Source organism: Sphingomonas sp. DBB INV C78, from assembly GCF_042693015.1.
Taxonomy (GTDB): Bacteria; Pseudomonadota; Alphaproteobacteria; order Sphingomonadales; family Sphingomonadaceae; genus Sphingomonas_E.
On sequence record NZ_CP170544.1, the window covers coordinates 694,508 to 720,016 of the forward strand.

21 protein-coding genes are annotated in these 25,509 nt (G+C 64.4%); 10 read left to right on the plus strand and 11 right to left on the minus strand.

Features of this window, described 5'->3' with window-relative positions:
- The first annotated feature begins 16 nt into the window (after positions 1 to 16).
- Positions 17 to 925, plus strand: a complete 909-nt coding sequence (locus ACFB49_RS03555; protein ID WP_380876032.1) for a DUF2268 domain-containing putative Zn-dependent protease — start codon at positions 17 to 19, stop codon at positions 923 to 925.
- On the opposite strand, the gene ACFB49_RS03560 is transcribed toward ACFB49_RS03555, so the two are convergent.
- Complete coding sequence (locus ACFB49_RS03560; protein ID WP_380876035.1) at positions 912 to 1,553, minus strand: TetR/AcrR family transcriptional regulator; 642 nt, start codon at positions 1,551 to 1,553, stop codon at positions 912 to 914. The two genes, ACFB49_RS03555 and ACFB49_RS03560, sit on opposite strands and share 14 nt — an antisense overlap.
- Before the next feature lie 89 nt (positions 1,554 to 1,642).
- Here ACFB49_RS03560 and ACFB49_RS03565 point away from each other — a divergent pair, with 89 nt between their 5' ends.
- From ACFB49_RS03565 to ACFB49_RS03595, 7 genes are all read left to right on the plus strand, one after another.
- Complete coding sequence (locus ACFB49_RS03565; RefSeq protein ID WP_380876037.1) at positions 1,643 to 3,886, plus strand: arylsulfatase; 2,244 nt, start codon at positions 1,643 to 1,645, stop codon at positions 3,884 to 3,886.
- A 151-nt stretch (positions 3,887 to 4,037) separates the two neighbouring features.
- Positions 4,038 to 4,226 (plus strand): hypothetical protein, encoded by a 189-nt coding sequence (locus tag ACFB49_RS03570; protein ID WP_380876040.1) that lies wholly within the window; start codon positions 4,038 to 4,040, stop codon positions 4,224 to 4,226.
- A gap of 413 nt (positions 4,227 to 4,639) precedes the next feature.
- Entirely contained in the window at positions 4,640 to 5,308 is a 669-nt protein-coding gene (locus ACFB49_RS03575; protein WP_380876043.1) for a choice-of-anchor C family protein, read from the plus strand.
- Positions 5,309 to 5,586: 278 nt separating this feature from the next.
- Complete coding sequence (locus ACFB49_RS03580; protein WP_380876045.1) at positions 5,587 to 7,512, plus strand: PAS domain S-box protein; 1,926 nt, start codon at positions 5,587 to 5,589, stop codon at positions 7,510 to 7,512.
- A gap of 343 nt (positions 7,513 to 7,855) precedes the next feature.
- On the plus strand, positions 7,856 to 8,080 hold the full coding sequence (locus ACFB49_RS03585; RefSeq protein WP_380876048.1) for a hypothetical protein: 225 nt from the start codon (positions 7,856 to 7,858) through the stop codon (positions 8,078 to 8,080).
- A gap of 90 nt (positions 8,081 to 8,170) precedes the next feature.
- The gene (locus ACFB49_RS03590; protein ID WP_380876051.1) at positions 8,171 to 9,349 is read left to right on the plus strand and encodes a sulfotransferase family protein; all 1,179 of its coding nucleotides are present in this window, start codon (positions 8,171 to 8,173) and stop codon (positions 9,347 to 9,349) included.
- Positions 9,350 to 9,460: 111 nt separating this feature from the next.
- On the plus strand, positions 9,461 to 9,652 hold the full coding sequence (locus ACFB49_RS03595; RefSeq protein ID WP_380876054.1) for a hypothetical protein: 192 nt from the start codon (positions 9,461 to 9,463) through the stop codon (positions 9,650 to 9,652).
- Between the two features lie 156 nt (positions 9,653 to 9,808).
- Here ACFB49_RS03595 and ACFB49_RS03600 read toward each other — a convergent pair whose 3' ends face one another.
- Genes ACFB49_RS03600 through ACFB49_RS03610 form a run of 3 tightly spaced genes read right to left on the minus strand, consistent with a single transcriptional unit; the run spans position 9,809 to position 12,283 of the window.
- Entirely contained in the window at positions 9,809 to 11,170 is a 1,362-nt protein-coding gene (locus tag ACFB49_RS03600) for a sensor histidine kinase (RefSeq protein WP_380876056.1), read from the minus strand.
- A gap of 10 nt (positions 11,171 to 11,180) precedes the next feature.
- Entirely contained in the window at positions 11,181 to 11,867 is a 687-nt protein-coding gene (locus tag ACFB49_RS03605) for a winged helix-turn-helix domain-containing protein (protein ID WP_380876058.1), read from the minus strand.
- Positions 11,864 to 12,283 (minus strand): PDZ domain-containing protein, encoded by a 420-nt coding sequence (locus ACFB49_RS03610; RefSeq protein WP_380876060.1) that lies wholly within the window; start codon positions 12,281 to 12,283, stop codon positions 11,864 to 11,866. The genes ACFB49_RS03605 and ACFB49_RS03610 overlap by 4 nt, the downstream gene beginning before the upstream one ends.
- Positions 12,284 to 12,430: 147 nt before the next feature.
- On the opposite strand from ACFB49_RS03610, the gene ACFB49_RS03615 reads away from it, so the two are divergent.
- Together ACFB49_RS03615 and ACFB49_RS03620 are read left to right on the plus strand one after the other, a co-directional pair.
- The gene (locus ACFB49_RS03615) at positions 12,431 to 13,216 is read left to right on the plus strand and encodes a helix-turn-helix domain-containing protein (protein WP_380876063.1); all 786 of its coding nucleotides are present in this window, start codon (positions 12,431 to 12,433) and stop codon (positions 13,214 to 13,216) included.
- Between the two features lie 66 nt (positions 13,217 to 13,282).
- A complete protein-coding gene (locus tag ACFB49_RS03620; protein WP_380876065.1) occupies positions 13,283 to 14,233 on the plus strand; it encodes an alpha/beta hydrolase fold domain-containing protein in 951 nt (316 codons plus the stop codon).
- A gap of 11 nt (positions 14,234 to 14,244) precedes the next feature.
- On the opposite strand, the gene ACFB49_RS03625 is transcribed toward ACFB49_RS03620, so the two are convergent.
- From ACFB49_RS03625 to ACFB49_RS03655, 7 genes are all read right to left on the minus strand, one after another.
- Positions 14,245 to 15,270, minus strand: coding sequence for an LD-carboxypeptidase (locus tag ACFB49_RS03625; protein ID WP_380876068.1), 1,026 nt, complete (start codon positions 15,268 to 15,270; stop codon positions 14,245 to 14,247).
- A 47-nt stretch (positions 15,271 to 15,317) separates the two neighbouring features.
- Positions 15,318 to 16,616: a hypothetical protein gene (locus ACFB49_RS03630; protein ID WP_380876071.1), complete on the minus strand. Its 1,299-nt coding sequence runs from the start codon at positions 16,614 to 16,616 to the stop codon at positions 15,318 to 15,320.
- 5 nt (positions 16,617 to 16,621) lie between these two features.
- The gene (locus ACFB49_RS03635) at positions 16,622 to 17,044 is read right to left on the minus strand and encodes a hypothetical protein (RefSeq protein WP_380876074.1); all 423 of its coding nucleotides are present in this window, start codon (positions 17,042 to 17,044) and stop codon (positions 16,622 to 16,624) included.
- Positions 17,041 to 20,301, minus strand: a complete 3,261-nt coding sequence (locus ACFB49_RS03640) for an amidohydrolase family protein (protein ID WP_380876077.1) — start codon at positions 20,299 to 20,301, stop codon at positions 17,041 to 17,043. Before ACFB49_RS03640 ends, ACFB49_RS03635 begins: the two co-directional genes overlap by 4 nt.
- A complete protein-coding gene (locus tag ACFB49_RS03645) occupies positions 20,298 to 21,563 on the minus strand; it encodes an amidohydrolase family protein (RefSeq protein ID WP_380876080.1) in 1,266 nt (421 codons plus the stop codon). The genes ACFB49_RS03640 and ACFB49_RS03645 overlap by 4 nt, the downstream gene beginning before the upstream one ends.
- Positions 21,560 to 22,990, minus strand: coding sequence for an amidohydrolase family protein (locus ACFB49_RS03650; protein ID WP_380876083.1), 1,431 nt, complete (start codon positions 22,988 to 22,990; stop codon positions 21,560 to 21,562). The genes ACFB49_RS03645 and ACFB49_RS03650 overlap by 4 nt, the downstream gene beginning before the upstream one ends.
- A 193-nt stretch (positions 22,991 to 23,183) precedes the next feature.
- Positions 23,184 to 25,385, minus strand: a complete 2,202-nt coding sequence (locus ACFB49_RS03655) for a TonB-dependent siderophore receptor (RefSeq protein ID WP_380876085.1) — start codon at positions 25,383 to 25,385, stop codon at positions 23,184 to 23,186.
- Positions 25,386 to 25,509 lie beyond the last annotated feature (124 nt).

The following is a 25,509-nucleotide window of genomic DNA, read 5'->3' on the forward strand; positions in this document are numbered from 1 at the left end:
GATTATGCGGGGTGGCATGAAGCACAAGATCCTGTTCGTGGCGGCCGCCGCATTTGCTCTCGGCGGAGCCGCAGCCCGCAGCCCGGAAATCCATAGCGAGGATGTCGAGCGCTTCTATGCGGTCTATGATGCTGCGGGCGGCAAGCCGACGGCCGAGGCGATCCAGCGCAATTATCTCGACAAGGGTACGGCGGGGCTAGCCGAGTTCGCCAAGCTCAGGCGCTTCACCGGCGAAAGCATGGCCAAGGCGATCGAGGAGCGGCCCGCCGTCTTTGCCGATGCGCGGCGCTGCGCCGCGGTGCTGCCCGCGGTGAAGACGCGGCTTTCGCCGATGCTGGCGAAACTGGGAAAGCTCTATCCTGCGGCCATCTATCCGCCGGTGACATTGGCGATCGGGCGGGGGAGGACCGGCGGGACCGCGAACACATCGGGCGTGATGGTCGGCCTGGAGACCTTGTGCGCGGTCGATTTCCTCAACCCCAATCTGGAGGATCGTTTCGTCCACCTGATCGCGCACGAATATGTGCATGTTCAGCAGCCCGCGGCGCAGATCGAGAATCCGGAAGAGAAGGTGCTGAGGGCCGCGCTGATCGAAGGCGGGGCGGAGTTTATCGGCGAGCTGATTTCAGGATCGGTGAGCTACACGCACCTGCAGACCGCGACCAAGGGACGTGAACTCGAACTGGAAACCGCCTTCGCCGCGGAGCAGGATCAGGTCGCGCTGAAATCCCGCTGGCTCTACAATGGCGTCGGCACGCCGGAATGGCCGGGCGATCTGGGCTATTGGGTCGGTTACCGCATCGCCAAAGCCTATTATGTCCATGCGCGCGACAAGAAGGCGGCGGTGCGAGATATCATCGAGATGCAGGACGCCAAGGCCTTTCTCGCGAACAGCGGATGGCGACCCGGGATCAAGCTCGACTGAGCGGAGCGGCAAGGGCTGCTGCAATCATGGCGACGGTGTCGTCGAGGCGTGCGGCGCGGGTGACGGCGGACTGGTGCTCGTCGGGCAGCAGCACGCGGAGCGGCAGGTGCATCAGCAGGATGAGGCGCTGGCCCAACACCGGTTCCGGGATGTGGGGAAACAGCGTGGCGAGCGCGCGGCTGAGAGCGTGGGATGCGCTGTCCTCGCCTGCGCTCACCAGCGGATGGACGATGCCAGACCAAGGCTGAAACTGTGTCGCGAACTGGAGGAGGAAGCGGGCGAAGGCGCATTCGCCATTTTCGTCGACTTGCTCGGCAAGCGGCAGGACGAAGGCGTTTAGTATCTCGTTTACACTGGAAAGATCGATGTGATCCAACAACGCCCTGCGCCGCTGCTCGATCGCGGCGATGCGGGTGTCGAGGATCGCCTGGATCAACCCTTCGCGGCTAACGAAATGATATTGCACGGCATATTTGTTGGCCTGGCCGGCATGTTTCGCAATCTCCTCAAGCGAAACGCCGTCGATCCCCTTCAACCCGATCAACTGTTCGGCCGACGCCATCAGCCGCTCGCGCGTCGCGGCGCGGCGTGGCGCTTTCGCCGCCTTTGTCCCGGCTGTGCTGTTCAACTCGCTTGACTCCATTTTTAAGTGATAACACTTAATTGGGTGAAATGGGAGAGCAAGAGATGGTGGCAATGGCTTGGCGTGGAGCCGCGATGGCGGCCCTGATCGTGGGAATGAGCGCGGCGATGCCGGCACTCGCCGCCGAGCCGGCGGCCGCCGCGGACCCGTGGCAGCGGCCGGCGACCGCGCCGCGCGGCGCGCCCAATATCATCCTGATCCTGCTCGACGATGTCGGCTTCGGCGCGCCGGGCGCCTTTGGCGGGCCGGTGGCAACACCGGTCTTCGACGGGCTTGCGGACCAGGGGCTCCGTTTCAACCAGTTCCATACCACCGCCGTCTGTTCGCCCACCCGTGCCGCATTGCTGACCGGCCGCAACCAGCATCGCGTCAACTTCGCCATCGCATCAGGGAGCGAGGTCGCGCAGCCGGGCTATACCGGCATTTGGCCCAAATCGACCGCTTCGGTTGCCGATGTGCTGCGGCGGAGCGGTTACAGCACCGCGGCCTTCGGCAAATGGCACAACACGCCCAATTGGGAAGCGAGCCCGGCCGGCCCGTTCGATCGCTGGCCCACCGGGCTTGGCTTCGAATATTTCTACGGCTTCATGGCGGGTGAGGCGGACCAGTGGGCGCCGATCCTCTATCGCAACACAGTGATCGCGCCGACGCCGGCCAGGCCTGGCTATCATTTCACCGCAGACATTGCCGACGATGCAACGGGCTGGCTCCACACGCATCAGGCGCTGACGCCGGACAAACCCTATTTCCTCTATTTCGCACCGGGTGCCACACATGCGCCGCATCAGGTGCCGCGCGAATGGATCGAGAAATATCGCGGCCGTTTCGATCAGGGATGGGACAGGCTGCGCGAGGAGATCTTCGCCCGGCAGAAGAAATTGGGCGTGGTGCCCAAGGATGCGAAGCTGACGCCGCGGCCCGCGGAACTGCCGTCGTGGGACAGCCGTTCCCCTGAAGAACGCAGGCTCTATGCCCGCCAGATGGAGGTCTATGCGGCCTTCCTGGCCCATACCGACCACGAGATCGGCCGCGTCATCGATGCTGCGCGCAAGGCGCCCGACGGCGACAATCTGATGGTCATCTACATCATGGGCGACAATGGCGGATCGGCCGAAGGCGGCATGAACGGGTCCGACCATAATCTCGCCGACATATTCTATGGGCTCGGCGCGGACGATGTGAAGACGCAGTTGGCGCGTGCCGACGAGCTGGGCAGCGACGCGCTCGACAACCATTTCGCCATCCCCTGGGCTTGGGCGACCAACACGCCCTTCCAGTGGACCAAGCAGATCGCGTCGCATCTGGGCGGCATCCGCAACCCGATGGTGATTTCCTGGCCCGGCCGCATCGCCGACAAGGGCGCGCTGCGTCCGCAATTCGCACATGTGAACGATATTGCGCCCACGATCTACGAACTGACGGGCGTCACGCCGCCGGAAGCCGTGGACGGCGTGCCCCAGAAGAGCTTCGACGGCGTGAGCTTTGCTGCGACGTTGACCGGCAAGCCGGTCGTGCAGCCGCACCGCACCCAATATTTCGAGATGTTCGGCAACCGCGCCATTTATCGCGACGGCTGGATGGCGAGCGCGCGGCACAGTCTGCCGTGGCAATTGGCGGGACGTTCGCTCTCGGTCGATGACGACAAATGGGAATTATATGATCTGACGCGCGATTTCTCCCAGGCTACCGATCTTGCGGCGAAATATCCGGAGCGGCTGGCAGAGCTGAAGGCGCTGTTCCTCAAGGAAGCCGAGCAGAACGATGTGCTGCCGATGGTGACCAATATCGGCTTCGATACGACCAAGCCTTCGCTCGAGGCGGGGCGCACCGAGTTCGTCTTCCATCGCGACGGCGCGCCGATCCCTTCGCTGACGGGAGCGCCTTTGCTGTTCGGACCCCACCGCATCACCGCGCGCATCACGGTGCCGGCGGGCGGCGCGGACGGCACGATCATTTCGAACGGCGCGCGCGAAGGGGGCTTCGCGCTGTTCGTGCAGGACGGCCGGCTGGTCTATCAGAACAATGTCGGTGGCAAGCATTGGGACGAGATCCGCAGCGCGCAGCCGCTGGCGCCGGGCGTGCATGATCTGACGTTCGAGCTTACGGCGCGCGGACCTGATGCGATCGGGCGGCTGTCGGTGGACGGCACCCTGGTCGGCGAGACAAGGATCGCGAAGCTGGCGCTGCCCTCCTATCTCGGCGCGCTGTGTGTCGGCCGCACCTGCGGAACGCCGGCGGGGCGGGGTTATGCGGCGCCGTTCGTCTATCCGGGTGCGATCGAGTTCGTGCGGATCACGCGAGATCCACCGCGGCGATGAGCGTCGGGCCCGGCTTGCCCGTCTGCTGCGCCAGCCGATCGACAGGCTGAGCGCATTGGGCGGCGGCCTGCCTTTTGGGGCAGGAACCTTTGTCCAGTCCCTTCGTATGGGAAGCGCCATCGCATTAACGGAAATCAAGGAACACAATTAGATGAGCGCAGTTTCCGATGACCCGTATTACCTCGAAAAGCGGGCGGAACAGGAGATCGAATTGGCGCAATCGGCGACGCACCCGGCAGCCGTCCGTGCCCATTATCTGCTCGCGGGCCATTATCTCGACAAGCTTTACGGCGAACCCGAAGAGGCCGAGCAATCCGCGACCAGCAGCAAGGCGGCATAGTCGCCGGAAGGCCGAATTCTATTGCCGTTGCGACACGTGTCACGCTTGCTTCCGTCGAACCGGTTCATGCCCGAAAATATTGTTGAAACAATTCGCGCGGTTCGGCGTTTTGCGGCGAACAATAGAAATTGTCGTTCACGAAAAGTCGGGTGGATCGCCGATATCGGACAGCCATCCTGATATAGAGGGTCGTCATAAAAATATCAGAGTTACAATGAGATAAATGGCCGAGGCGAACGCCGTCCGGTGACGAAGACGTGCTTTGCTGGCCGCGGGCCGACAAGCACCATCTCAAGCATATCGGCCAGTCGCAATGGCCCGGCTTTCCTCTTTCGGTCTTCGCGTCCGGAAGCGGAATCCGCGCGCCCACGTTACGGGCGCGCACATGAGCGGGGACAGGAGAGGAGAAGGCCATGCGTCCGATCGTGACTGGTTTGTTAGCGACCTTGCTTGCAGCACCCGCCGCCAATGCCGCTGTGTTGATCAACGGCAGTTTCGAGCTTGGCGACCCGCAGCCCGCCACCGGATCATTCAACACCCTCGGAGTCGGAAATACCGATGTCACGGGGTGGACGGTGGTCAGCGGGTCGATCGACTGGATCAACGAATATTGGCAGGCCCAGGACGGCACCCACAGCATCGATCTGGCAGGAAACGAGCCGGGTGCGATCGAGCAAACGATCGATACGGTCGCGGGCCAGCTCTACACCGTCAACTATTGGCTTTCGGGTAATCCCGATGGTGGCGACCAGGCCAAGCAGGCGATCATTGCCGCCATCGATGGCACCACGGTCGTCGCGAGCTCGACAATCACCGGCCTGCAAGGCGCGTCGCGCGATGACATGCAATATTTGCTGAACACCTTCCAGTTCACGGCGGCGGGAGCGACGACGACCTTGCGCTTTACGTCGAATGCCGGCGAGGGCGCGTTCGGGACGGCGCTCGACGCCGTATCGATTGCGGCAAGTGGCCAGAATCTCGTTCCCGAACCTTCGACATGGGCGATGGCGATGGTCGGGTTCGGCGTTGTGGGAGCCGCAATGCGCCGCCGTCATTCTCGTCGACCGCGCCAGATGGCGTGAAACATAAGCGGGGCCTGGCATAAGGCCGATTTCGTGTCCGATATGTATTGCTGACCCATTGTCCCCGCCTGCGATCGGCAACGGCGCCGACCGCGGGCAACGGCGTCATCCGCTTAATCTTGGTTGTATCGCGGCTGCCAATTTCTGTTACGCTCACCCGTGTTAAGCCGAAGCGAGTGGGCGCGATCCATCTATCCGCCGCCTGCCCTGTGCAAGACTGGTTACGGTCGTCACCTGTGCCGCGTGCGTATCCATCGTCCATTGCCCGAAAGTCGATAGTGACCGATCCGTCTCCGCTCACCCTGCTCTCGATGGAACAGCGTTACCAACTGCTCGTAAGCTCGGTCAGCGACTATGCCATCTACATGCTTCATCCCGATGGTCGGATCGCGACCTGGAATGCCGGCGCACGCCGCTTCAAGGGATATCAGGACGACGAGATTATCGGCGAGCATTTCTCCCGCTTCTTTACCGCGGCGGACCTGGCGGCAGGGATGCCGCAGCGCATCCTGGGCATCGCCGCCGCGGAGGGACGCTATGAGAGCGAAGGGCCGCGGGTCCGCAAGGACGGTACCGAAATCTGGGTTCATGTCGTCGTTGATGCGATCCGCGACGACAAGGGGGAATTGCTGGGTTTCGCCAAGATCACCCGCGATATCACCCTGAAGCGCGCCGCCGATCGGGCCTTGTTCGAAAGCGAGCAGCGGTTCCGCCTGCTGGTGCAGGGCGTGCGTGACTATGCGATCTATATGCTCGATCGCGATGGCATCATCACCAACTGGAATTCAGGCGCTGCGCTGATCAAGGGATATTCCGAGAAGGAAATCGTCGGGCAGCATTTTTCGCGTTTCTACACCGAAGAGGATCGTGCGGCGGGCGAACCCCAGCGCGCGCTGGAAACGGCGATGCGCGAGGGGCGCTATGAGCGCGAGGCCCAGCGGGTCCGCAAGGACGGCACGCTGTTCTGGGCGCATGTCGTGATCGACCCTATTTTCGACGAGGCTGGCGAAGCGATCGGTTTTGCCAAGATCACGCGTGACGTGACCGAAAAACGCCGCGCGCAGGAGGATTTGGAGGACGCCCGGGCGCAGCTTTTTCAATCGCAGAAATTGCAGGCACTGGGCGAACTGACGGGCGGCATCGCCCATGACTTCAACAATCTGATGACGGTCATCCGTGGATCGGCCGAACTGCTGAAGAAACCGGATCTGAGCCCGGACCGGCAGGGGCGCTATGTGGATGCGATCGTCGAGATGGCGGATCGGGCGGCGACGCTGACGTCACGCCTGCTCGCTTTCGGCCGGAGGCAGGCTTTGAAGCCGGAGGATATCGATCTCGGCGTTCGGCTGGACGCGCTGGGCGAGGTGCTGGCGCGCACCTTGGGCAGCCGCATCACCGTCGCGATCGAGATCGAGGACAAGCTCGACGCGATCCATGCCGATGCGGCGGAGCTGGAAACGGCGCTGCTCAACGCCGCCGTCAATGCGCGCGATGCGATGCCCGATGGCGGGACGCTGAGGATCGCCGCGCATAATGTGCGCGAGGAGGAGGCGGTCTGCGTCACCGTCAGCGACACGGGGACAGGAATTCCCCCGGAACTGCTGGAGCGCGTGTTCGAACCTTTCTTCACCACCAAGCCGGAGGGCAAGGGAACCGGGCTGGGCCTCAGCCAGATCCACGGCTTTGCGGCGCAGACCGGGGGGCGGGCGACGATCAAGTCCGAAGTAGGGAAGGGGACGGCGATCAGCCTGATCCTGCCGCTCGCCAAGGCCGCCCCGATACCCGAGGTCGACGAGCGCACGGGGGACGCGGCCTGGGATCATCTCGATGTGTTGCTGGTGGAGGACAATGATCATGTCCGCCGCTTCGCACGCACCTTGCTGGAGGAGATGCGCTGCACGGTGACGGTGGCGCGATCGGCCGACGAGGCCTTGGGGGTGCTGGCCGACCGCAGTTTCGATCTCGTCTTTTCCGACATCGTTATGCCGGGCCGGACCGGGCTCGACCTCGCGCGGACCTTGCGCGAGACCCGGCCGGATCAGCACGTGCTGCTCGCGACGGGTTACAGCCCCGAAGTAGCGGGCGGCGAGGCGATGAACTTTGCGCTTGTCCAGAAACCCTATGGGCCGAAGACCCTGGCCGCGGCGATCGCGGATGTGCTGCATGAGGGATGGGATCGCGACCTGCCGCACGCGCTTCCATAACTGCGTCCCTAGGGTTTCCCCGGAGACTCCTACAGATTTTGCCCGATACCGTTACCGGGTCGTAACGTGCCAATCTGGTATCGCGGGTTGAGGTGATAGCGAGAATTCATGCGCCGACCTGGAGTTGCTGGCGGTGATATTGCTGAAAACAAAAGTAACTATTCACGCTGCTGGAGAAATTGATGGGACGAGGTCTCACGAGGCCTTGGATTCATCGACACAATGATTGGCAGACTGTCGCGGGCGTCGACGAGAACGGTGAACAAGAAAGGGTTAGCGACGTTAGTCACGCATAATCGTCAATGATCGGTACACCCCCTTTTTTTTGAGGGAAGGTAGCGTTGTGGAGATACCGTGGGACGCCAAGGCCATTCTGGCCGACGCCCAATATGTCCTCCATCATGGGCCCCTGCGGCTCCTGATCGAGCAATGGCGCGCGATGGATTGCGAGGAACGGAAGTTGACGGTGATTGCGGTCAGCGAGGAAATTCCCATGAACCAGCGCCGGTCGGTCACGACGCTGGCAGGACCGGAGCTGGAATGGTTGTCCCGTCAGCTTGAGATCTAGCTGGCCGACATACCCTTTACTTATATTGAATTGAGTTCAACATCGGCCTTCGATTCCTTGTCTACGAAGAAATGAGGATCGGAGGGGATGATGGGCGATGATTTCGTGCTGCCGTTCGATGTCGATACGCTGCTGGACGAGGCGCGGCGGCGAACCGCCGGCCTGGATGATGTCGGCGGCGGGCCGTTCGTGGAGCCGCTTTCGATCTTCGTGAAATCGCTGGAGAAAGAAGGGCGGCTCAACCCCATCGGCAAATATATCGCGCAGGAACGCTGCCTGGGCCATATCGTCAACCGGCTTCATTATGTGAACGATCGCAAGCTCTACCCGGAGATTGCAGAGCAGAAGATCGAGAAGCCGGTCTTCATCATCGGCTTTCCGCGGACGGGGACGACGATCCTGCACGATATCCTGGCACAGGATCCATCCAATCGCGCGCCACTGACGTGGGAGATCACTTTCCCGTCGCCGCCGCCGCAGACGGCGAGCTTCGCCAGCGACCGGCGGATCGCGCAGTGCGAGGCAGGCTTCCCGCCGATGGATGCGCGGCGGACCCTCTTCAAGGCGATGCACCCGATGGGCGCGGAGCTGTCGCAGGAATGCGTGGTGATGATGGGCGATACGATGTGCACGCCCCTGTTCCACAACCAGTTCCGTGTGCCGGCCTATCAGGACTGGGTGGACCGCGACGCGGATTGGCACCACGTCTACGACTTCCACCACGCGCAATTGCAGCACCTCCAGTCCGGCCACCAACTGGATCGCTGGGTGCTGAAGACCGGCGCGCACCTGTGGGGGCTTGAGCGGTTGCTGGAAACCTATCCAGATGCACGCATCGTCTTCACGCATCGCGATCCGGTGAAGTCGTTGACATCCTATGCGAGCCTGACGGCGCTCGTCCGTTCGATGGGCAGCGACCATGTCGACCGCGCCGAGATCGCCGAGGACTGGACCGCGCGGCTGAAGCGCGTGCTGGAGAATGTCATGCGGTTGCGGGCGGAACGCGAATACCCGCAAGCGATCCTCTATGACGTGATGTTCAGCGATTTCGTGCAGGATCAGTTCGGCGTGATCGAGAAGATATACGATGCGTTCGACCTGCCGATGACGGAAGAGGGCGCGGCCCGGATGAAGGCGTTCATCGCCGACAATCCACAGGGCAAGCACGGCATACATCGGTATGAGCCGCAGGAATATGGCATCGTGCCCGAAGTCGTGCGCGAACGGCTGCAGCCTTATATCGCGCGGTTCGACCTGCGGCCCGAATAAGCGGCGCATCTTACCGAAGTTTCATGTGGCATCCACGGCCCCGTCGGGCGGCGGGTGGCACAAGTGCATCTGTCACACGGGAACCTCCGTGGCGATGGATGGAGATAGATCATGAACACGCATTATCGCCTGATGTCCGCCGCGCTGCTTTCGGGCCTGGCCGCCTTCGGTATCGCCGCTGCCCCAGCAAGCGCCGCGACCACCAGCGCCACGAAGACCGAGGCGGCAAAGCCGGCCAAGCATGCCAAGGCGGAAAAGCCGGCCAAGGCCGCCCACAGCAAGACCGCCAAGAAGACCAACTAAACCCAACCGACGCGCCACAATGGACGGATCGGCACCGGCTCCCCCTGTCGCCGCCGATCCCTCCCAGGCCGGGCCGCGCCAGACTCGCATGCGCCCCTGGCCGGGCCCGATCGACGCAGGCGTCCAGTAACGCGTCGATCGGGCCTCCCCCCTCGATCAAAGGTTGGGGGGCAGGCGCAGCACCACTTCAAAACCGTGGTCGAGATCGCGCAAGATCATCGCGCCGCCGTGCAGCCGCGCCACAGCCGCGACGAGCGAAAGCCCCAGGCCGGCCCCGGCGATGTGACGCGATGGATCGAGCCGCGCGTACCGGCGAACAGCCTCCTCACGCCGTTCGGCCGGAATGCCTGGCCCATCATCGGCCACACCCAGTTCGATGGTCGAACCCGCCATGGCCGCCCGCAACCGGATACGGCTGTCGGGCCGTGCATATTTCATCGCATTGTCGATCAGATTGGCGAGCGCCTGACCGAGCAACTCGCGATGGGCGGATAGCTGGATGTCGTCGTCTGCGGCGACCTCCAGCGTGAAGCCCCGTTCTTCCGCCAGCGGACCGTAGAGTTCGGCGAGGTCGGCGAGCATCGCCGGGAGATCGACAGCCACAAAGCGATCGCGGCCGATGCCCGCCTCCGCGCGGCTGATCTGAAGCGCGGTCGAAAGCATCGCCAGCAACCCATCCGCCTCCACGGAAACCGACTGCAGGGCGGCAAGGGCGGTGTCGTCCTGGGTGTCGGCCAAGGCACGGTCGAGGCTGGCGCGCAAACGGGTGAGGGGAGAGCGCAAGTCGTGGGCGAGGCCGTCGGTGACGATACGCAGTTCGGTGACGAGCGCTTCGATCCGGTCGAGCATCGCGTTGATCGCGATCCCCAGTGCCTCGAATGCGTCACCCGAACCATCCAGTCTGACGCGGCGGGAAAGATCACCTGTTCGCACCGACTGAACGGTGGCGGCAATGCCGCTGACCCGTGAATTGATGACACGGCCCGCGATCATCGCGCCCAGCAAGGCGACCGGCAAGGCGAGGAGCAGCACGCTCAACATCGCTTCCTCGACCACGGCGCGAAGCTGGAGACTGCCTTCGATGACATGGCCGGCGAGCAGGCGCGATCCGTCCGACAGGCGCGTCACCGATGCGATCATCCGTTCAGGGCGATCGGAATCGACGCGATAGAGCGTGATCTGGTGCCAGCGGCCATCGGGCTTCAGGTCCGGCGGCCAGGCGCCGAGATTGCCCGTCACGACATGCCCATGCGGCCCGACGACGAGGATGACGGATTCATCGCGCTGCGATCTGGCGACGCGACTGAGTGCCAAAGCGCGGATCGCGGCTACGCCGCCTTCGTCGAAGCTGGCGACAAGGTCGTCCCGCAGTTCGGTCGCTTCATCGAGCGCGATCTGTTCGAGTTCTTCGGACGTGCGGTGATGAACCACGAGCAACAGCAGCGCCGCCGACCCGATCTGAAGGGCAAAGACCAAAGCGACGAAGCGCAACGTCGAGGAGCGGAGAAAGCCCGGCACGCGCACCGGATCAGGCTTCCCCGCCCAGGCGATAGCCGGCGCCGCGCACCGTATGAAGCAAAGGACGATCGAAACCGTCGTCGATCTTCTTGCGCAGCCGACTGATATGTACGTCGATGACATTGGTGCCCGGATCGAAATGATAGTCCCAGACGCCTTCGAGAAGCATCGTGCGCGTCACCACCTGATCGCGATGGCGCAGCAGGAATTCCAGCAGACGGAACTCGCGGGGCTGGAGGTCGATCGACCGGCCCGCGCGTTTCACCCGCCGGCCGAGCAGGTCCATTTCCATATCCTCGCAGGCCAGGCGGATTTCGGGGGCGGTGCCGGAGCCGCGGCGGCGCAGCAACAGGTTGATGCGGGCGTGAAGCTCGGCAAAGGCGAAGGGCTTGGTCAGATAGTCGTCCGACCCGGCGGTCAGCCCGCCGACGCGATCGTCGACCGATCCGAGCGCGGAAAGAATGATGACGGGGGTTTCGATCTTTGCCGCCCGAAGCGCGCCGAGCACCGCCATGCCGTCCAGCCCCGGCAGCATGCGATCGAGGATGATGGCGTCGTAGCGGCCGTCGGTCGCATGGAACAGGCCATCGCGGCCGTCGCTGGCATGGTCGACGGTGAAGCCCGCTTCGCTGAAACCCTTGATGATATAGGCGGCCGCCGCGGGATCATCTTCGACGACCAGGATCTTGTGGGTCATGGGCAGCCCTGCACGCTGGGATCAAGCTCGATCGCGTAGTGTTCATTACCACGGCGCAACTGAACCGATACCATCTGTCCGGCGCTCGCCTTCACCACGCGCCGCAGCGTTTCGATAGTGTCGATGCGGCGGTGGGTGACGGCTTCCAGCTGATCGCCTACGCGGACGCCCGCTTGCTCGGCTTCGCCGGAGGACCGCAGGCTGGTGACGACGAGAGCGTGGCGGCCGGGCATTGGTCCAAAGGTGAGGTCCGTCAGCATGGGTGCGGCGGCGGCCCGATTGCCTTCCAGTCGACAGAGCGGCTGCCGCAAGGGGCTGAGCAGCAGCCATGCCGTGACAGCGACGGTCGTCAATGCGGTGGCGACCGCTAGCAGGAGGAATGGTTGCCGGCGGCCCGGAAGTGAAGATCCGCCCATGCGCCATTCCTACTGTGCAGCGGCTGTCAGTGAGATGATGCGCAGATGACAGATAGTTCATGAGCGTGGTCGACAGCACCCTTCAAGCCGTATTGAAGCGTCTGGCCCGCATCGGCTATATTGGTCGAAATCGGTGGAGATGGGCCAGTGAAGCGAAGCCTGGATTACCCCCTGGCGATCAGGCCGGTAATGGGGTTCGAGGATGATTATCCGGCGGGCTTCGTCGATCCTTCGCACGCGCATGACCGCGCCCAGCTTTCCTACGCAAATTCGGGCGTGATGCTGGTTGTCACCGAGACGTCTAGCTTCGTGCTGCCGCCGCGCCGGGCGATCTGGCTACCCGCGGGGACCACCCACACCGCCATCTGCCGCGGGCCGGTGAACATCCACACGCTCTTCATTGATCCCAATATCGAAAGCCTGCCGCACGAATGCCGCGTGTTCGAGGTTTCGCCGTTGGTCCGCGCGCTGATCCAGGAAGTATTCGGTTTCGAGCCGGCCTATGACGAAGGCGGTCGGGAGGGGCGGATCGTGAGGCTGCTGATCGAGGAGATCGAGCGCATGCCGAACATCCCGGTGATGGTGCGCATGCCGGAGGACCGGCGCCTGCTGCGGGTCTGCCAGATCATCCTCGACAACCCCGCCGACCCGCGGGACATCGACGATTGGGCGAACATCGCGGGCATGGGCCGGCGGACTTTCACGAGGCTGTTCAAGCAGCATACGGGCATGGGGCTGGCGACGTGGCGCCAGCAGGTGCGGCTGATGGAAGCGCTGTCGCTGCTGGCATCGGGCGCGTCGATCACCAATGTCGCCTTCGACGTCGGCTATGAAAGCCCGAGCGCATTCACGGCGATGTTTCATCGCTCCTTCGGCGTGCCGCCGAGCCAGTATGCGACCGCCTGGACGCGGCCCGGACACGACGATCATTGATCCGGTGTAGAAAGGCGGCCACGCGGTAAGTCGCTAGAATGCGGCTTCAATCGCCGGAGTGCCCGCATGACCCGCCCGAACATCGATCCGGAAATCCGCGCCTTCACCGACAAGGTTGCCGCGGCCTATGCCGAGCATCCGCCGATTGCCGACTTACCCGTAGCCGAGGCCCGCCGGGTTGTGGAGGCGGTGCGCGCGCCCTGGGCCAAGGGCGGACCCGAGATGGCGCGCATCGCAACGCTGATGGTCCCAACGCGATCGGGCCAGATGCGCGTGCGCTTCTATCACCCCGAAGTGGGCGCCCCGGCGCCGGCCTTGATCTATCTGCACGGCGGCGGTTTCACATTGTTCAGCATCGACACGCACGACCGCGTGATGCGCGAATATGCGGCGCGCGGCGGCTTCGTCGTTGTTGGTGCGGACTATCCCTTGTCGCCCGAAGCGAAATATCCGGCTGCGCTGAACGCGATCGAGGATCTGGCGCTGTGGCTGGTGGCGCACGGCCCGGCTTATGGCATGGACCCCGAGCGCATCGCGATCGGTGGGGATTCCGCCGGTGCCAATCTTTCGGTGGCGACGGCGCTGCGGCTGCGCGACGCCGGGCACGGCAATCGCCTGCACGCGATGCTGCTCAATTATGGCGGTTTCGGCGCAGAATGTTCGGATGCGGCGGAGGCGCGGCATGGCGGCGAGGGCGCGATCCTGAGCCGGGCCGAGGTCGAATATTTCTGGAGCAATTATGTGAGCGGTCCTGCCGATCGGGCTGATCCGTTCGCCTGCCCGATCCTGGCCGATCTGGAAGGGCTGCCACCGGCCTTCCTGGTGATCGCCGAATGCGACGTGCTGGCCGAACAGAGCGCGGCGATGGGCGGCGCCCTGTTCGCGGCCGGCGTCGAGGTTCGCGCCAAGACCTATCCGGGCGCGACGCACAGCTTCATCGAGGCCGTGGCGGTGGCCAAGGTGGCGGCTGAGGCGATCGAGGACGGCGCGCTTTGGGTGCGGGAGCGACTGGGCTGAAGGCCTTGGGCTTAGGCGACGATGGGATCGAGGAGCAGAATGGTGCCCGCTTCGGCGTCGATACGCACCTGCGCGCCGACGGGAAGGCTGAGCTGATTGCTGACATGACCGATATTGGCGCCTGAAAAGGCAGGAATGCCGAGCGGCGATAGATATTGATCGAGGATCTGCGGAACGGTGAAGCCCGCATAATCGGCGACATTGCTGGTGCAGCGGGAGCATTGGCCGAAGACCACGCCTGCCACCTTGCCGAGTATGCCTGCCAGCGCGAGTTGGTTGAGCATTCGGTCAATGCGATATTCCGCCTCGCCCACCTCTTCGAGAAACAGGATCGCCCCATCGAAGTCCGGCAGCCACGGCGAGCCCATCAGCGTCGACAGCACTGTCAGATTTCCGCCGAGCAGTCGCCCGCTCGCCTTGCCGGGCCGGATGGTCGTGGTGCGCCAGCGATCCTGCGTGATGTCCTGCCCCTCCGCGCCATTGAGAAGCGGGGCCTGGCCGGCGAAGGCCATCCGCCAGAAGCTGTTCCAGCTGATCACATCCCAGCGATTGCCGGCATTGGGCGCGTGGATCGTGGGGAAGCCGGCGTGCTCCGCAAAGGCCAGATGGAGTGCGGTGACGTCGCTGAACCCGACGAGAAGCTTCGGGTTGGCGCGAATGAGATCCCAGTCCAGCAGCGGCAGCAGCCGCCCGCCGCCCCAGCCGCCGCGTAGCGCGAAGACGGCCCGAACCGTCTTGTCCGCGAACATGGCGTGGATGTCGGCCGCCCTGTCCCGGTCCGTACCGGCCAGATAGCCAAACCGGTCGGAGACGTGTCGGCCGAGCTTCGGCACCAGCCCCATGCCGCGCATGCTGTTCTGCGCAAGCTCCAGGTTGAACGGCTCGTCCGCCACGCTGGCCGGGGCGATCAGGCCGACCGTATCGCCGATGCGAAGGCGGGGGAGCTTGATCGGCGGCCGTGCGGCATGGCCCGGCGAAAGTGCCAGGGCGGCCCAAAGCCCTCCGATACCGCCGAGGGTCGATCGCCTGCTAAGCATGGACGACCTATATAGTTTTTTGAGCGGTTTCGCATAGGCGCTTCGCGCTAGTGGTTTGCGACAGCCAGCAGTTCGGCAGGCGTCACCGGTTCGGTCAGCAGGTGGCGCAGCGCGGCCCAGCGGGCGGTGCGGTCGGGGCCGGCGGCTTCGACATAGGTGCGGACCAGTTGTTCGCCGAGCGTGTAGTTGAGGCCGTAGCTGCGGAACTTCGGCATCAGATCGACGCTGGCTTCGGCCTGCTGGCGATCGAGCAGGGCGTAGCGGCTTATCCTTTCCACTGCGGTTTCGCGGTCGATGCGGCCGTCGAGATAGTCGGCGGCGACCAGCGGGCCGGCGGCTTTCAGCGCCTGCAATTCCCTGGCGACCTGGCGGTAGCGGGTGGGATCGGCGGTGGCGCCGAGGCCCGCGAGCGGGTTCAGCGTGTCGCGTTCGAAGGCGATGCGATCGGCCTCCGTAAAGGCCAGTTCCGGCGCGACATTGCCGATGCCTTCGGCGATCAGGAAGAAGGGTGTCGATAGCGGATAGATGCTGAATTCGACCCAGCCGCGCTTCTGCACCAGTTCGGCATCGAGCAGGCTGTTGTGGAGATGATGGCCCGGATAAGCCTCATGACAGGCGGTTTCCAGCACGCGATCCAGCGCCAGCGGATAGCGCGTGTTGAACTGCATCAGGCTGTGGCCCTTGCCCTGATACCAGTTGTAGGCGGCCCATGGCTTGTCATGGACGATTTCGAGCCGGAAATCCTCTCCAGCGGGCAGGCCGATCGCCGCCTGGGTGCGACGGCGGCATTCGGCGACGGCGGTGCGGGCGACGGCATCGAGCCGATCGGGCTTTACCTCATATAGCTTGCGGAAGGCGGCGACGCGATCGGCGAGGGGGCCTTCGCCGGGCAGCAGCGCGTCGATCCGCGCGAGCGCCGGATCGAGATCGGCAAGCGTGCCGGCGGGGGGCGAGATGCCGTAAAAGGCGAGGGCCTCGTCCGCATAAGGCAAGGGCTTCGCGCCGGCCATCTGCGCGAGCTTGGTGCGGACAGCGCCAAGCTGGGCGAGCAGGAAGGCTCGGCGCTGGACCTCAATGCCCTTGCCCTGCGGCAGGGCCTTGAGGCTGGTCGTCAGGCGATCGGCATCGGCGATGAGCGATTGCGGCGTGCCGGCGGTGCGTTCGGCATCGGCCTTCCAGCTTTCGGGGCCGAAATAGGCGTCGAGATAAGCGGGTTCATGCGCGGCGACGCGGAGGACGAGGCGGACATAGCTTTCCGCGAGCGCATCCATGGGTTCCGGCGCGGCCTTTGCGGCGATGCAGAACAAGGTCAGCATCGGCAGCAGAAGCGCGCGCCAGAACCGCATCGGATTTACTTCGCCTTGGACGTGGCGAGGAAATCGGCCGCCGTAATCGGGCCCTTGGCGAAGGTGTCGCTATGATCGGCGATGAACTGGCGGAATTCGAAGAAGAAGTCCGCGCCGGAGGGCAGGCCGGCCTTTTCCCATGCCTTGTCGAGCGCGGCCTGCTTGTCCTTGGGGGTTTCGGCCGGCTGGATCAGCATGAAATCCCAGCCTTCGCCGTCGCTGTGGACGTAAAGCTGGCGGGGCGGCAGACCGGCCTCCGCATTCACCGCGTCGAGCTTGGCGACATAGCGCAGGAAGGCTTCATGCTGACCGGGGACGATGCGGTAGATTTCGACCAGGGTCTTCGGAAAGCTTTTGGGCGGTTCGGCTGCCTGGGCCGCGGCGGGCGTGACCAAGGCGGCGGCGAGCAACAGCGCAAGAAACTTCATTTTGTATTCCCCTTTTCCTGAAACCATGGCGCCGGATGCGGGCGCTGACGCGGCCACAGTTCATCCAGGCTCGCGCCGTCGTAGAGGCGGCCATTCTTCATCACCGCCGAGACGCGGCGGCTGTTGCGGATGTCGACGCGCGGATCGGCATCGAGGATGACGAGATCGGCATATTTGCCGGGCTCAAGGCTGCCGAATTCGGCCGCGCGGCCGATCGTGGTCGCGCCGCCGATGGTGGCTGCGTGCAGCACCTCGGCTGGTGTCATCCCGCCCATCACATGCGCTTCCATCTCCCAATGGAAGCCGATGCCGGGCAGTTCGCCATGCGCGCCCATGCCGACGAGGCCGCCCGCACGCTGGATCGCGGCTGCGCCCGCGGCAACGGCGGGGAAACTGTAGTCGGACGGGATGTGCCACGGGCGATCGCGCATCTTCAAGTCGGCCGCGAAATGCGGGGTGAAGCGGCGATATTTGGGATCGTCATGCTGGTTGTCGCGCGCGACGAACTGGTCCTGCGCGGGCGGGCCGCCATTGGTGATCTGGAGGGTGGTGGTGTAGCTGGTGCCGCTTTGCGCGACGAAGCGGATGATGTCGTCACCCAGCGGCATGACGGGGAGCGCGTGTTCGCTGCCGCCATAGCCGTCGAGGATCTGGCTCAGTTCCAACTTGAGCGACAGTGCGCCTTCGGTAGTGGCGAGCATCCCCATTTCCTGCGCGGCCATCGCCACCCATTGGCGGACGCGGCGGTTGCCGGCGCGATATTCCTTGATGTTGGACGTGCGATAATGATCGCGATAGCGGCGCAATACGGCGCGCACCTCGTCCAGCGAGGCGAAGCGGTTGTAGGAGAAGAGCGCCGGGCCGGTCGACGGCATGCGCGAACCGATCGCAAGGCCGGCGTCGATGAGATCCTGATAAGCGAGGCCGTCGATGGTGAGGGTCGACGGGTCGAAGGCGGTGGTGATGCCATAAGCCAGCCGCGCGGCCGGACCCCACGGTTCCATGTCGAGCACGTCGCGGCGGACGTCCGCCACATGATCATGCGTATCGATGAAGCCGGGGACGATCGTCTTGCCGGCGACGTCGCGGATCGTGGTGCCCGCAGGCATAGCGAGCGACCCGCGTGGGCCGATCGCGGCGATATGATCGTTTGTGACGAGGATGTCGGCATCCTCGATCACCTGATCGCCCTTCATGGTGAGCGCGCGGGCGCCGCGGAGCAGGATGCTGCCCGATGGCGTGTCGCGGGGAAGCTCGACCACGGCCTCGACGGAGGTTGGCGCCTTCGCGTCGATCGGCTGGCGGTAGATGGTCGAGCCGACGGCCCAGATGATCGTGCGGCCGCCATCGGCCCAGCCGAAGAAATCGGCACCGACGTCGGTCAGCCGGCGATGATCGGGCGAGGGCTTGGACAGGTCGATGGTGGCGCCATCGGCCGCGGGCAGATCGACGAGATGGAGTTGCTGGGCGATCAAAGCGAGCGCGTGGCGGCCATCGGGGCTGATGCGGACATCGTCGGCGCTGTCAGGGCCTTCGATGAAATAATAGCCCGGCCCGACGATCGAGACTGCAAGCCGCCGCTGGCCGGTGGCGAGATCGACCGCGTTGAGGCCGTCGGCGAATTTCAGATAGACCTGGGTGGGATTGGCGGCGAAGTGCGGCTTGCCACCCATCTTGGCCGACAGGATCGCGCGAGCCGGGCCGCCATCGAGGGGGAGGCTGACCAAAGTCGCCTCGCGCTGATTGCCGAACTCCATGTAAGTGAGGAGGCGCGCGGCTTGCGGAGAGCGGAGCGCCAGCACCGACCGGCCATCGGGCGTGAAGCTGGGGTTGGTGTAGAAGTCCGTTGTTTCGGTCAGCCGGCGGGGCGGGGCGCTACCGTCGGCGGGGGCGATCCAGACATGGCCGGACGTCTTGGCGGTCCAACTGACGAAAGCGATGCTGCCGCCGTCGGGGGACCAGGTCGGATGGAATTCGGGATCGCCCGCCGTCGTCAGGCGACGGGGGCGCTGGCTGCCGTCGGCGGGCATCACATAGATGCGGCCGAGCGCGGAGAAGGCGATGCGGCTGCCGTCCGGCGACAGTTCGGGCGTCTGGATCAAGCGCGCGCGGACGGGACCGGTTTCCTCGCGGATGTCCGGTCGTTTGAGCGCGCCGAGCTGGGCATCGACGGCGGCGGTGAACGGGATTGGCGTCACGGCGGACGTGGCGATGTCGATCCGCTCGATCGCGCCGTTGCGGCCGACGATCAGACTGCGGTTGTCGGGCGTGAAGGCGAAACCGGGGAAGATGTCCTGCCAGTTCGACGCTTCGGCCTGATCATGCTGGACGGGGAAGGCAAGCTGGCGGTCCGCGCCGGTCGCGAGTTCGCGCAGGCGGAGCGCGGTCTCGACGTCGAAGCGGGTGACATAAGCGAGCCAGCGGCCATCGGGCGAGACGATCGGGCGGAAGAAGGCGCCGGCGGGGGCGCCGCGGCGTGATGCGGGTTCGGGGAGCAGCTCGGTTTCCGCGCCACTCGCCAGATCGCGGCGACGGATCGTCCATTGCGAAAGCTTGTCGAAATCGGGCGCACCGATGAGGCGGGCGTAATAGAGATATTGGCCGTCGCGCGAGGCGGAGGCGCCGATGCTGCTGGTGAAGGCGGAGCGCGCCTGATCGGCGCTCGCGCGGACGGGGGCGAGCAACTGCTGCCCGCCCGACAGATCGTGGCGCCACAGTTCGTAGCCGTTGAGATCGGCGCGGAAGCGGCTGACAAAGATGGCCTTGCCGTCCGCGCTCCATGCCGGCGAGGTCAGCGGTGTGTCGTCGTCGCGAAAGCTGATCTGGCGGGCGCCCGAGCCGTCCGGCCGCATGACCCAGAGATTTTCGGCGCCCGAGCGATCGCTGACAAAGGCGATCCAGCGGCCATCGGGCGAGAAGACGGGTTGCGTATCGAAGGCGAGGCCCTGTGCGATCGGCTTCGCACGGCCGCCGGCGATGGGCATGACATAGAGATCGCCGAGGAGATCGAAAGCGATGCTGCGGCCGTCCGGCGACACCGAGAGCGACGCCCAGCTTGCCGCCTCTGTTTCGAAACGGATGTGCCGCGCGGGCTTCATCGGCAACGTCTGGCCGGGCAGCTGGACGGCGGGCGCATCCGGGGCGGCGGCGCCGGCGGTGGTGCTCGGCGAAAGCCAGGGCAGACCCAGTTCGCCCGGTTCGTGGGCGAAGACGGGCCAGGTGATCAGCCCCGCGGCAATGAGGGCAAGGCGCTTCACCGATAGGCCGGCGGCAGCGCATCGTCGCGGCCGGGACGGTAGCGATCGCGAAGCTCGGTCTGGCGGGTGACGAGCGAGACGGGCTTGCCGCCGAGCAGCACGATGGCCGGGCCGGAGGCGGGTTCGAGCGGATCACCGTCCCAGATCACGAGATCGGCAAGCTTGCCGGCCGCGATGCTGCCGTGATGATCCTCGTCACCCCAGATCTGCGCACCGCCGAGCGTGATGGCGCGAAGTCCATCAGCATAAGGCAGGCCATTGGCGACGGCGATGCCGGCGCCTTCGCGGAGTGCCGATCCGGCATTGTAGCTGAGGTGAATGCCGAAGCCGGGGACGGTGAAGGCGACGGTCACGCCGGCCTTTGCGAGGAGGGCGGCATTATCGAGCCGGGAACCAAGCTGATCGAAGTTGAGGGGCAGGTTGAGCATCGGATCGACGATCACCGGGATGCGGCGCGCGGCGAGCAGCGGGGCAACCCGCCAGGCTTCGGCACCGCCGAGGATGACGATGCGGATATTATATTCTTTAGCAAGACCAATTGCTTGACGGATATCGGATTCGCGGTCCGCGGAAATCACCAATGGCACGCGGCGTTCGATGACGGGCGTGATGCTGGCCCGATCGAGCCGGTTGAGCAGGCGTTCGCGCGGATCGAGGGCGGCGCCGAGACGCGCTTCATCGAGCGCGTTGCGCAGCAGCGACCATTGTGCCGCCCGCGAACCGCCCACCTTGCCCGAGGTTGCCGTGCCGACCGCGACGAACAAAGCTGCCTGCGGCCGATCGAGAATATCCTCGCCCTCGACGAGATGGAGGAGCGCGCCACGCCCCGAGAAGGGCGCACCGGCTGAACCGCCGGGATAGACCATCGCTTCGACAACGCCGTCGGCACGCGCCTGGGCGACCAAAGTGGAGTTCGGGTTGACGCTATATTCGACGTCGAAAGCCGCGCCGAGCGGACCGGTGGCGACGGCCTGGTCATTGGTTTCGCGGGCCGCGGTGACTTCGGTCAGGCCGATCTGGGTTGCGGCCTTGAACAGGCCCGGCGTGACGGGGCGGCCGGCGGCGTCGATCACCTTGGCGCCCGCGGGCGCGGCACCGCCGGCCACGACCGAGACGATGCGGCCATCACGGGCGATGATAGTTGCATTTTCGACCGGCGCATCCGCCGTCATCGTCCAGGCGCGGGCATGGACGATCGCCACGGTTTCGGCGCTGGCGGGTTGGGCGGCCAGAGCGGCGAGGAGAAGGGCAAAGCGCTTCATCGCGGGGCGATCTCCGGACGGCCGAGCTCAAAATCCGCGCGCGGACGATAAGCGGGATTGGCGCGATCGAACACCAGCGCGCCATCGACATAAACGCGATCGGCGTGGCTGTAGATGCTGAACGGATCGCCTGACCACAGCACGAGATCGGCATTGTAACCGGCGGCGAGGGTGCCGATGCGATCATCGAGGCCGAGCGCCTTGGCCGGGTTGCTCGTCACCCAGCGGATCACCTGTTCAGGCGGCAAAGTGAGGCCGGCGCGGCGGCCGGCGCCGGCGGCCTTGGCGGCTTCGATCATCAGGCGCTGGCCGACCTGCGGGGAATCCGAATGCATCATCGCGCAGGCGCCGCCGGCATCGACGAAGGCAGCGTTTTCGCGAATGCCGTCGGACGCTTCCATCTTGAAGCCCCACCAATCGGACCAGACCGCGGCGCAGGTGCCGGCTTCCTTGAGCAGGCCGGGGATCTTGTAGGCTTCGGTGGCGTGGTGGAATGCGGCGATGCGGAAATGGAATTCCTTGGCGAGGCCCAGCATGATCGCCATGTCGTCCGCCCGATAACAATGGGTGTGGACGCGGATATCGCCTTTCAGAACAGCGGCGAGCGTTTCGAGCTTGAGGTTGCGGCGCGGGCGATCATCCTCCTCACCGGAGGCATATTCGCGCCATTCCTCGGCATAATCCTGTGCGGAGAGGAAGGCGGCGCGGAGCAAAGCAAGTTCGCCCTCGCGGCTGTTGGGGGCACGGCCGGCTTCGCCGAAATGGCCCTTGGGGTTTTCGCCGCAGACCATCTTCAGGCCCTGCGGCGCATCCGGGAATTTCATGCCCTGCATGGTCGTGGCGGGGACATTCTTGAGCACGACCGAGCGACCGGCGAGCAAGGGTTCGGAGCCGGGCAGGATCTGGAGCGTCGTCACGCCGCCCGCGAGCGCGCGGCCGAAAGCCACGTCCTGCGGGTTGACGGCATGTTCGATCCAGGTGTCGGCGACGTTGGGATCGCTGATCTCGGCGACGTCCGAGGCATGATCGTCGATCGAGGTGAGCGGCACGACGAAGGTGCCGTCATGGCTGTGCACGTCGATGATGCCGGGTGTGAGCCATTTGCCGTGCCCGTCGACAGGGGTGACGTTGGTGCGATCGAGATTCTGGCCCACCGCGACGATCTTGCCTTCGCGCACCAATATGTCGGCATTGTCGAGCCGCTTGCCGGCGCCATCGAGGATGGTCGCGCCGGTGATCAGCATGTCGGCGCGGGGCAGCGGGTGATAGGTGCTGGGCCAGGGATCGGCGGTGAAGGACGGGACGTCGGTCGGGAGCGTTGGCTCCTTCTTTTTCTTGGCCCCGGCGGGAGTGGTGAAGGCCAGCGCAATGGCGAGTGCCAGCGCGGTCTTGCGGAACTTATGAGTTGCTGTCGGCCTCTGGTTCATCCTTGCCGTCCGCCGTCTGCCATAAGATTACCCACAAAGTCCCGTCATCCCAGCGGAGGCTGGCATCCATGGCTGTTTCCACTCGAGATGCCGTCGAAAATGGAGGGAGCCATGGCCCCCAGCCTGCGCTGGGGCGACGTTTGCTTTTCCAAGCGAGGGTGGGGCGGTGGCTGAGTACCGCCCCGAAGCCCGATCAGAACTTGTATGTGACGGTGCCGATGACCTGGCGGCCGGCGCCATAGACGCAGTTGTTCACGCCTGCGCAGCGCGCAACATAGCCCTTGTCGAAGATGTTCGAGCCGTTGATCGCGAAGCGCCAATCCGGCGTGTCGTAGTGAATGATCGCGTCGAACAACGTCGCGCTTTCGCCATTATACACGACCGGGTTGAAAGGACCGGGCAGGCTGCCCGCACTCTTGCTGGTGTAACGGCCACCGAAGCCGAAGCCGAGGCCGCCCAGCGAACCCTGCTGGATCGTGTAGTCGGCAAACAGCGACAGCTTGTGCTTCGGCGTTACCGGCAGCGGCCGGCCGATTTCAGCGACGACATCCGACTTCTTCACTTCGCTGTTGTTGTAGCTGTAGGAGCCGTTGATCGAGATCTGCTCGCGGATACGAGCAACCAGCTCGAGTTCACCGCCCCAGACTTCGACTTCGCCGGACTGGGTGCTGCCGATCGGCGCGCCGGTCGATCCGACCTGCGACGTCACCAGATTCTTCTGCTTGATCTGGAACGCCGCTGCCGTGACGAACAGCTTGACGTCATCGCCGAGGCCGCGGGCATCATATTTGATACCGCCTTCGATCTGGGTTGCCGTCGACGGATCATAGGTATTGCCCTGATCGTCGGTGCCGAGCACGGGCTCGAACGAGGTCGCGTAGCTCACATAAGGCGCGAAGCCGCTTTCGGTGACGTAGTTCGCGCCCACGCGCCAAGTGAATTTGTCCTGCTTGACGGTGTCATCACTGATGAAGTTCTTGATCTTCACCCAGTCATAACGACCGCCCAGGGTGAGGAAGAAATCACCGAACTGGAGCTGGTCCTGACCATAGACGCCGGTCTGCTTCAGGCGCTGATGATTATAGGCGAACGGATAGCCGAGCGTCGCATCGGCGCGAGCATAGACAGGATCGTAGATGTCGATGGAGTGCGAGCCGAAATCGAAGCCGAAATCGGCATCGTTGCGGACGCTGCGATAATCGACGCCGGCCAGGATCTTGTGGTTGACCGATCCGGTTTCGAGATTGACGTCGAACCGGTTGTCGGTGGCGAAGCTCTCCACCTCTTCCTTGTAGGTGAAGTTCGACTGGAGGATTTCGCGGAAATAGTTCGGCAGCGACGGATCGGTCGTGTTGACGAAGTTGCCGCTGTTGTAGACGCCGGTGGGCGTCTCTTCCTTGTAATCGCTCCACTTGGTGTTCGAGCGGAAGGTGATCGCGTCGGAGAAACGATGCTCGAAATCCCAGCCGATGCCGGTCTGGTGACGGACATAGACGTCATCCGGATTGGCCGAATTGGTGTGACGGGAAATCTTGCCGTTCGGATTGTCCAGCAGCGTGCCATTGACCGGCAGGAAGCCACCCGAGCCGCCCTGAACCTTGTCATACTGGTAGTAAAACAGGCCGGTGAGCTTGGTGTTGTCACCGAGCTGGAACGTCGCGGTCGGCGATAGCATCACGCGCTTCGCCTTGGTGAAGTCGATCTCGGAATCGCGATCGCGGTAGAGGCCGGTCATCGCCACCGAGACGCCATCGGCGACCGGACCGGTAACGGTGCCCGCGATCTGCTTGTAATCGTCATTGCCATATTTGGCGCTGATCTCACCGCCGAATTCGTCGGACGCACGACGGCTGGTCTGGTTATAGATGCCGCCGGGAGGGGCGCTGCCATAGAGCACCGAGGCCGGGCCCTTGAGCACGTCCAGCGACTGGAAGGCGTAGAGATCGACGCCGACCGAGAAGATCGTCGTGGTGATCGGCGCGGCGAGGCCGTCGATATATTGCTTCGGCGTGAAGCCGCGGACGGTGAAGAAGTCGAAGCGGAGATCCGGCCCGTAATTCTCGCCGAACACGCCGGCAGTGTAACGGACGGCCTGCTGCGCATCGACGAAGTTCAGCAGGTCGATCTGGTCGCGGGTGACGACCGAGATGGATTGCGGGGATTCAATGAGCGGGATGTTCGTCTTGCTGGCGGTCACGCTGCCTTCCGGCACGTAGTTGCGCGCAGTGACGACGATCACGTCCTGCCCGTCGACCGTGGTGCGGGTGGTTTCGAGCGTCTGGCCGCCCGCATCCGTTGCGGCGGCTTCCTGGGCCAGGGCCGGAGCTGCGGCGAAACCGGCAAATGCGGCGCCTGTCAGCAGCAGCGCTTTCAGCGTCGTGTCATAAACAGCCATTACAATCCCCCTTTGCGACATTCTATTGCCGAACCTCTCCCGATTATGTCTGGGAGATTACCGAGTGTGTCTGCCGACCGCGTTTCGGCTCAGGTCTATTCCTATCGCGATCGGGCCAATTTGC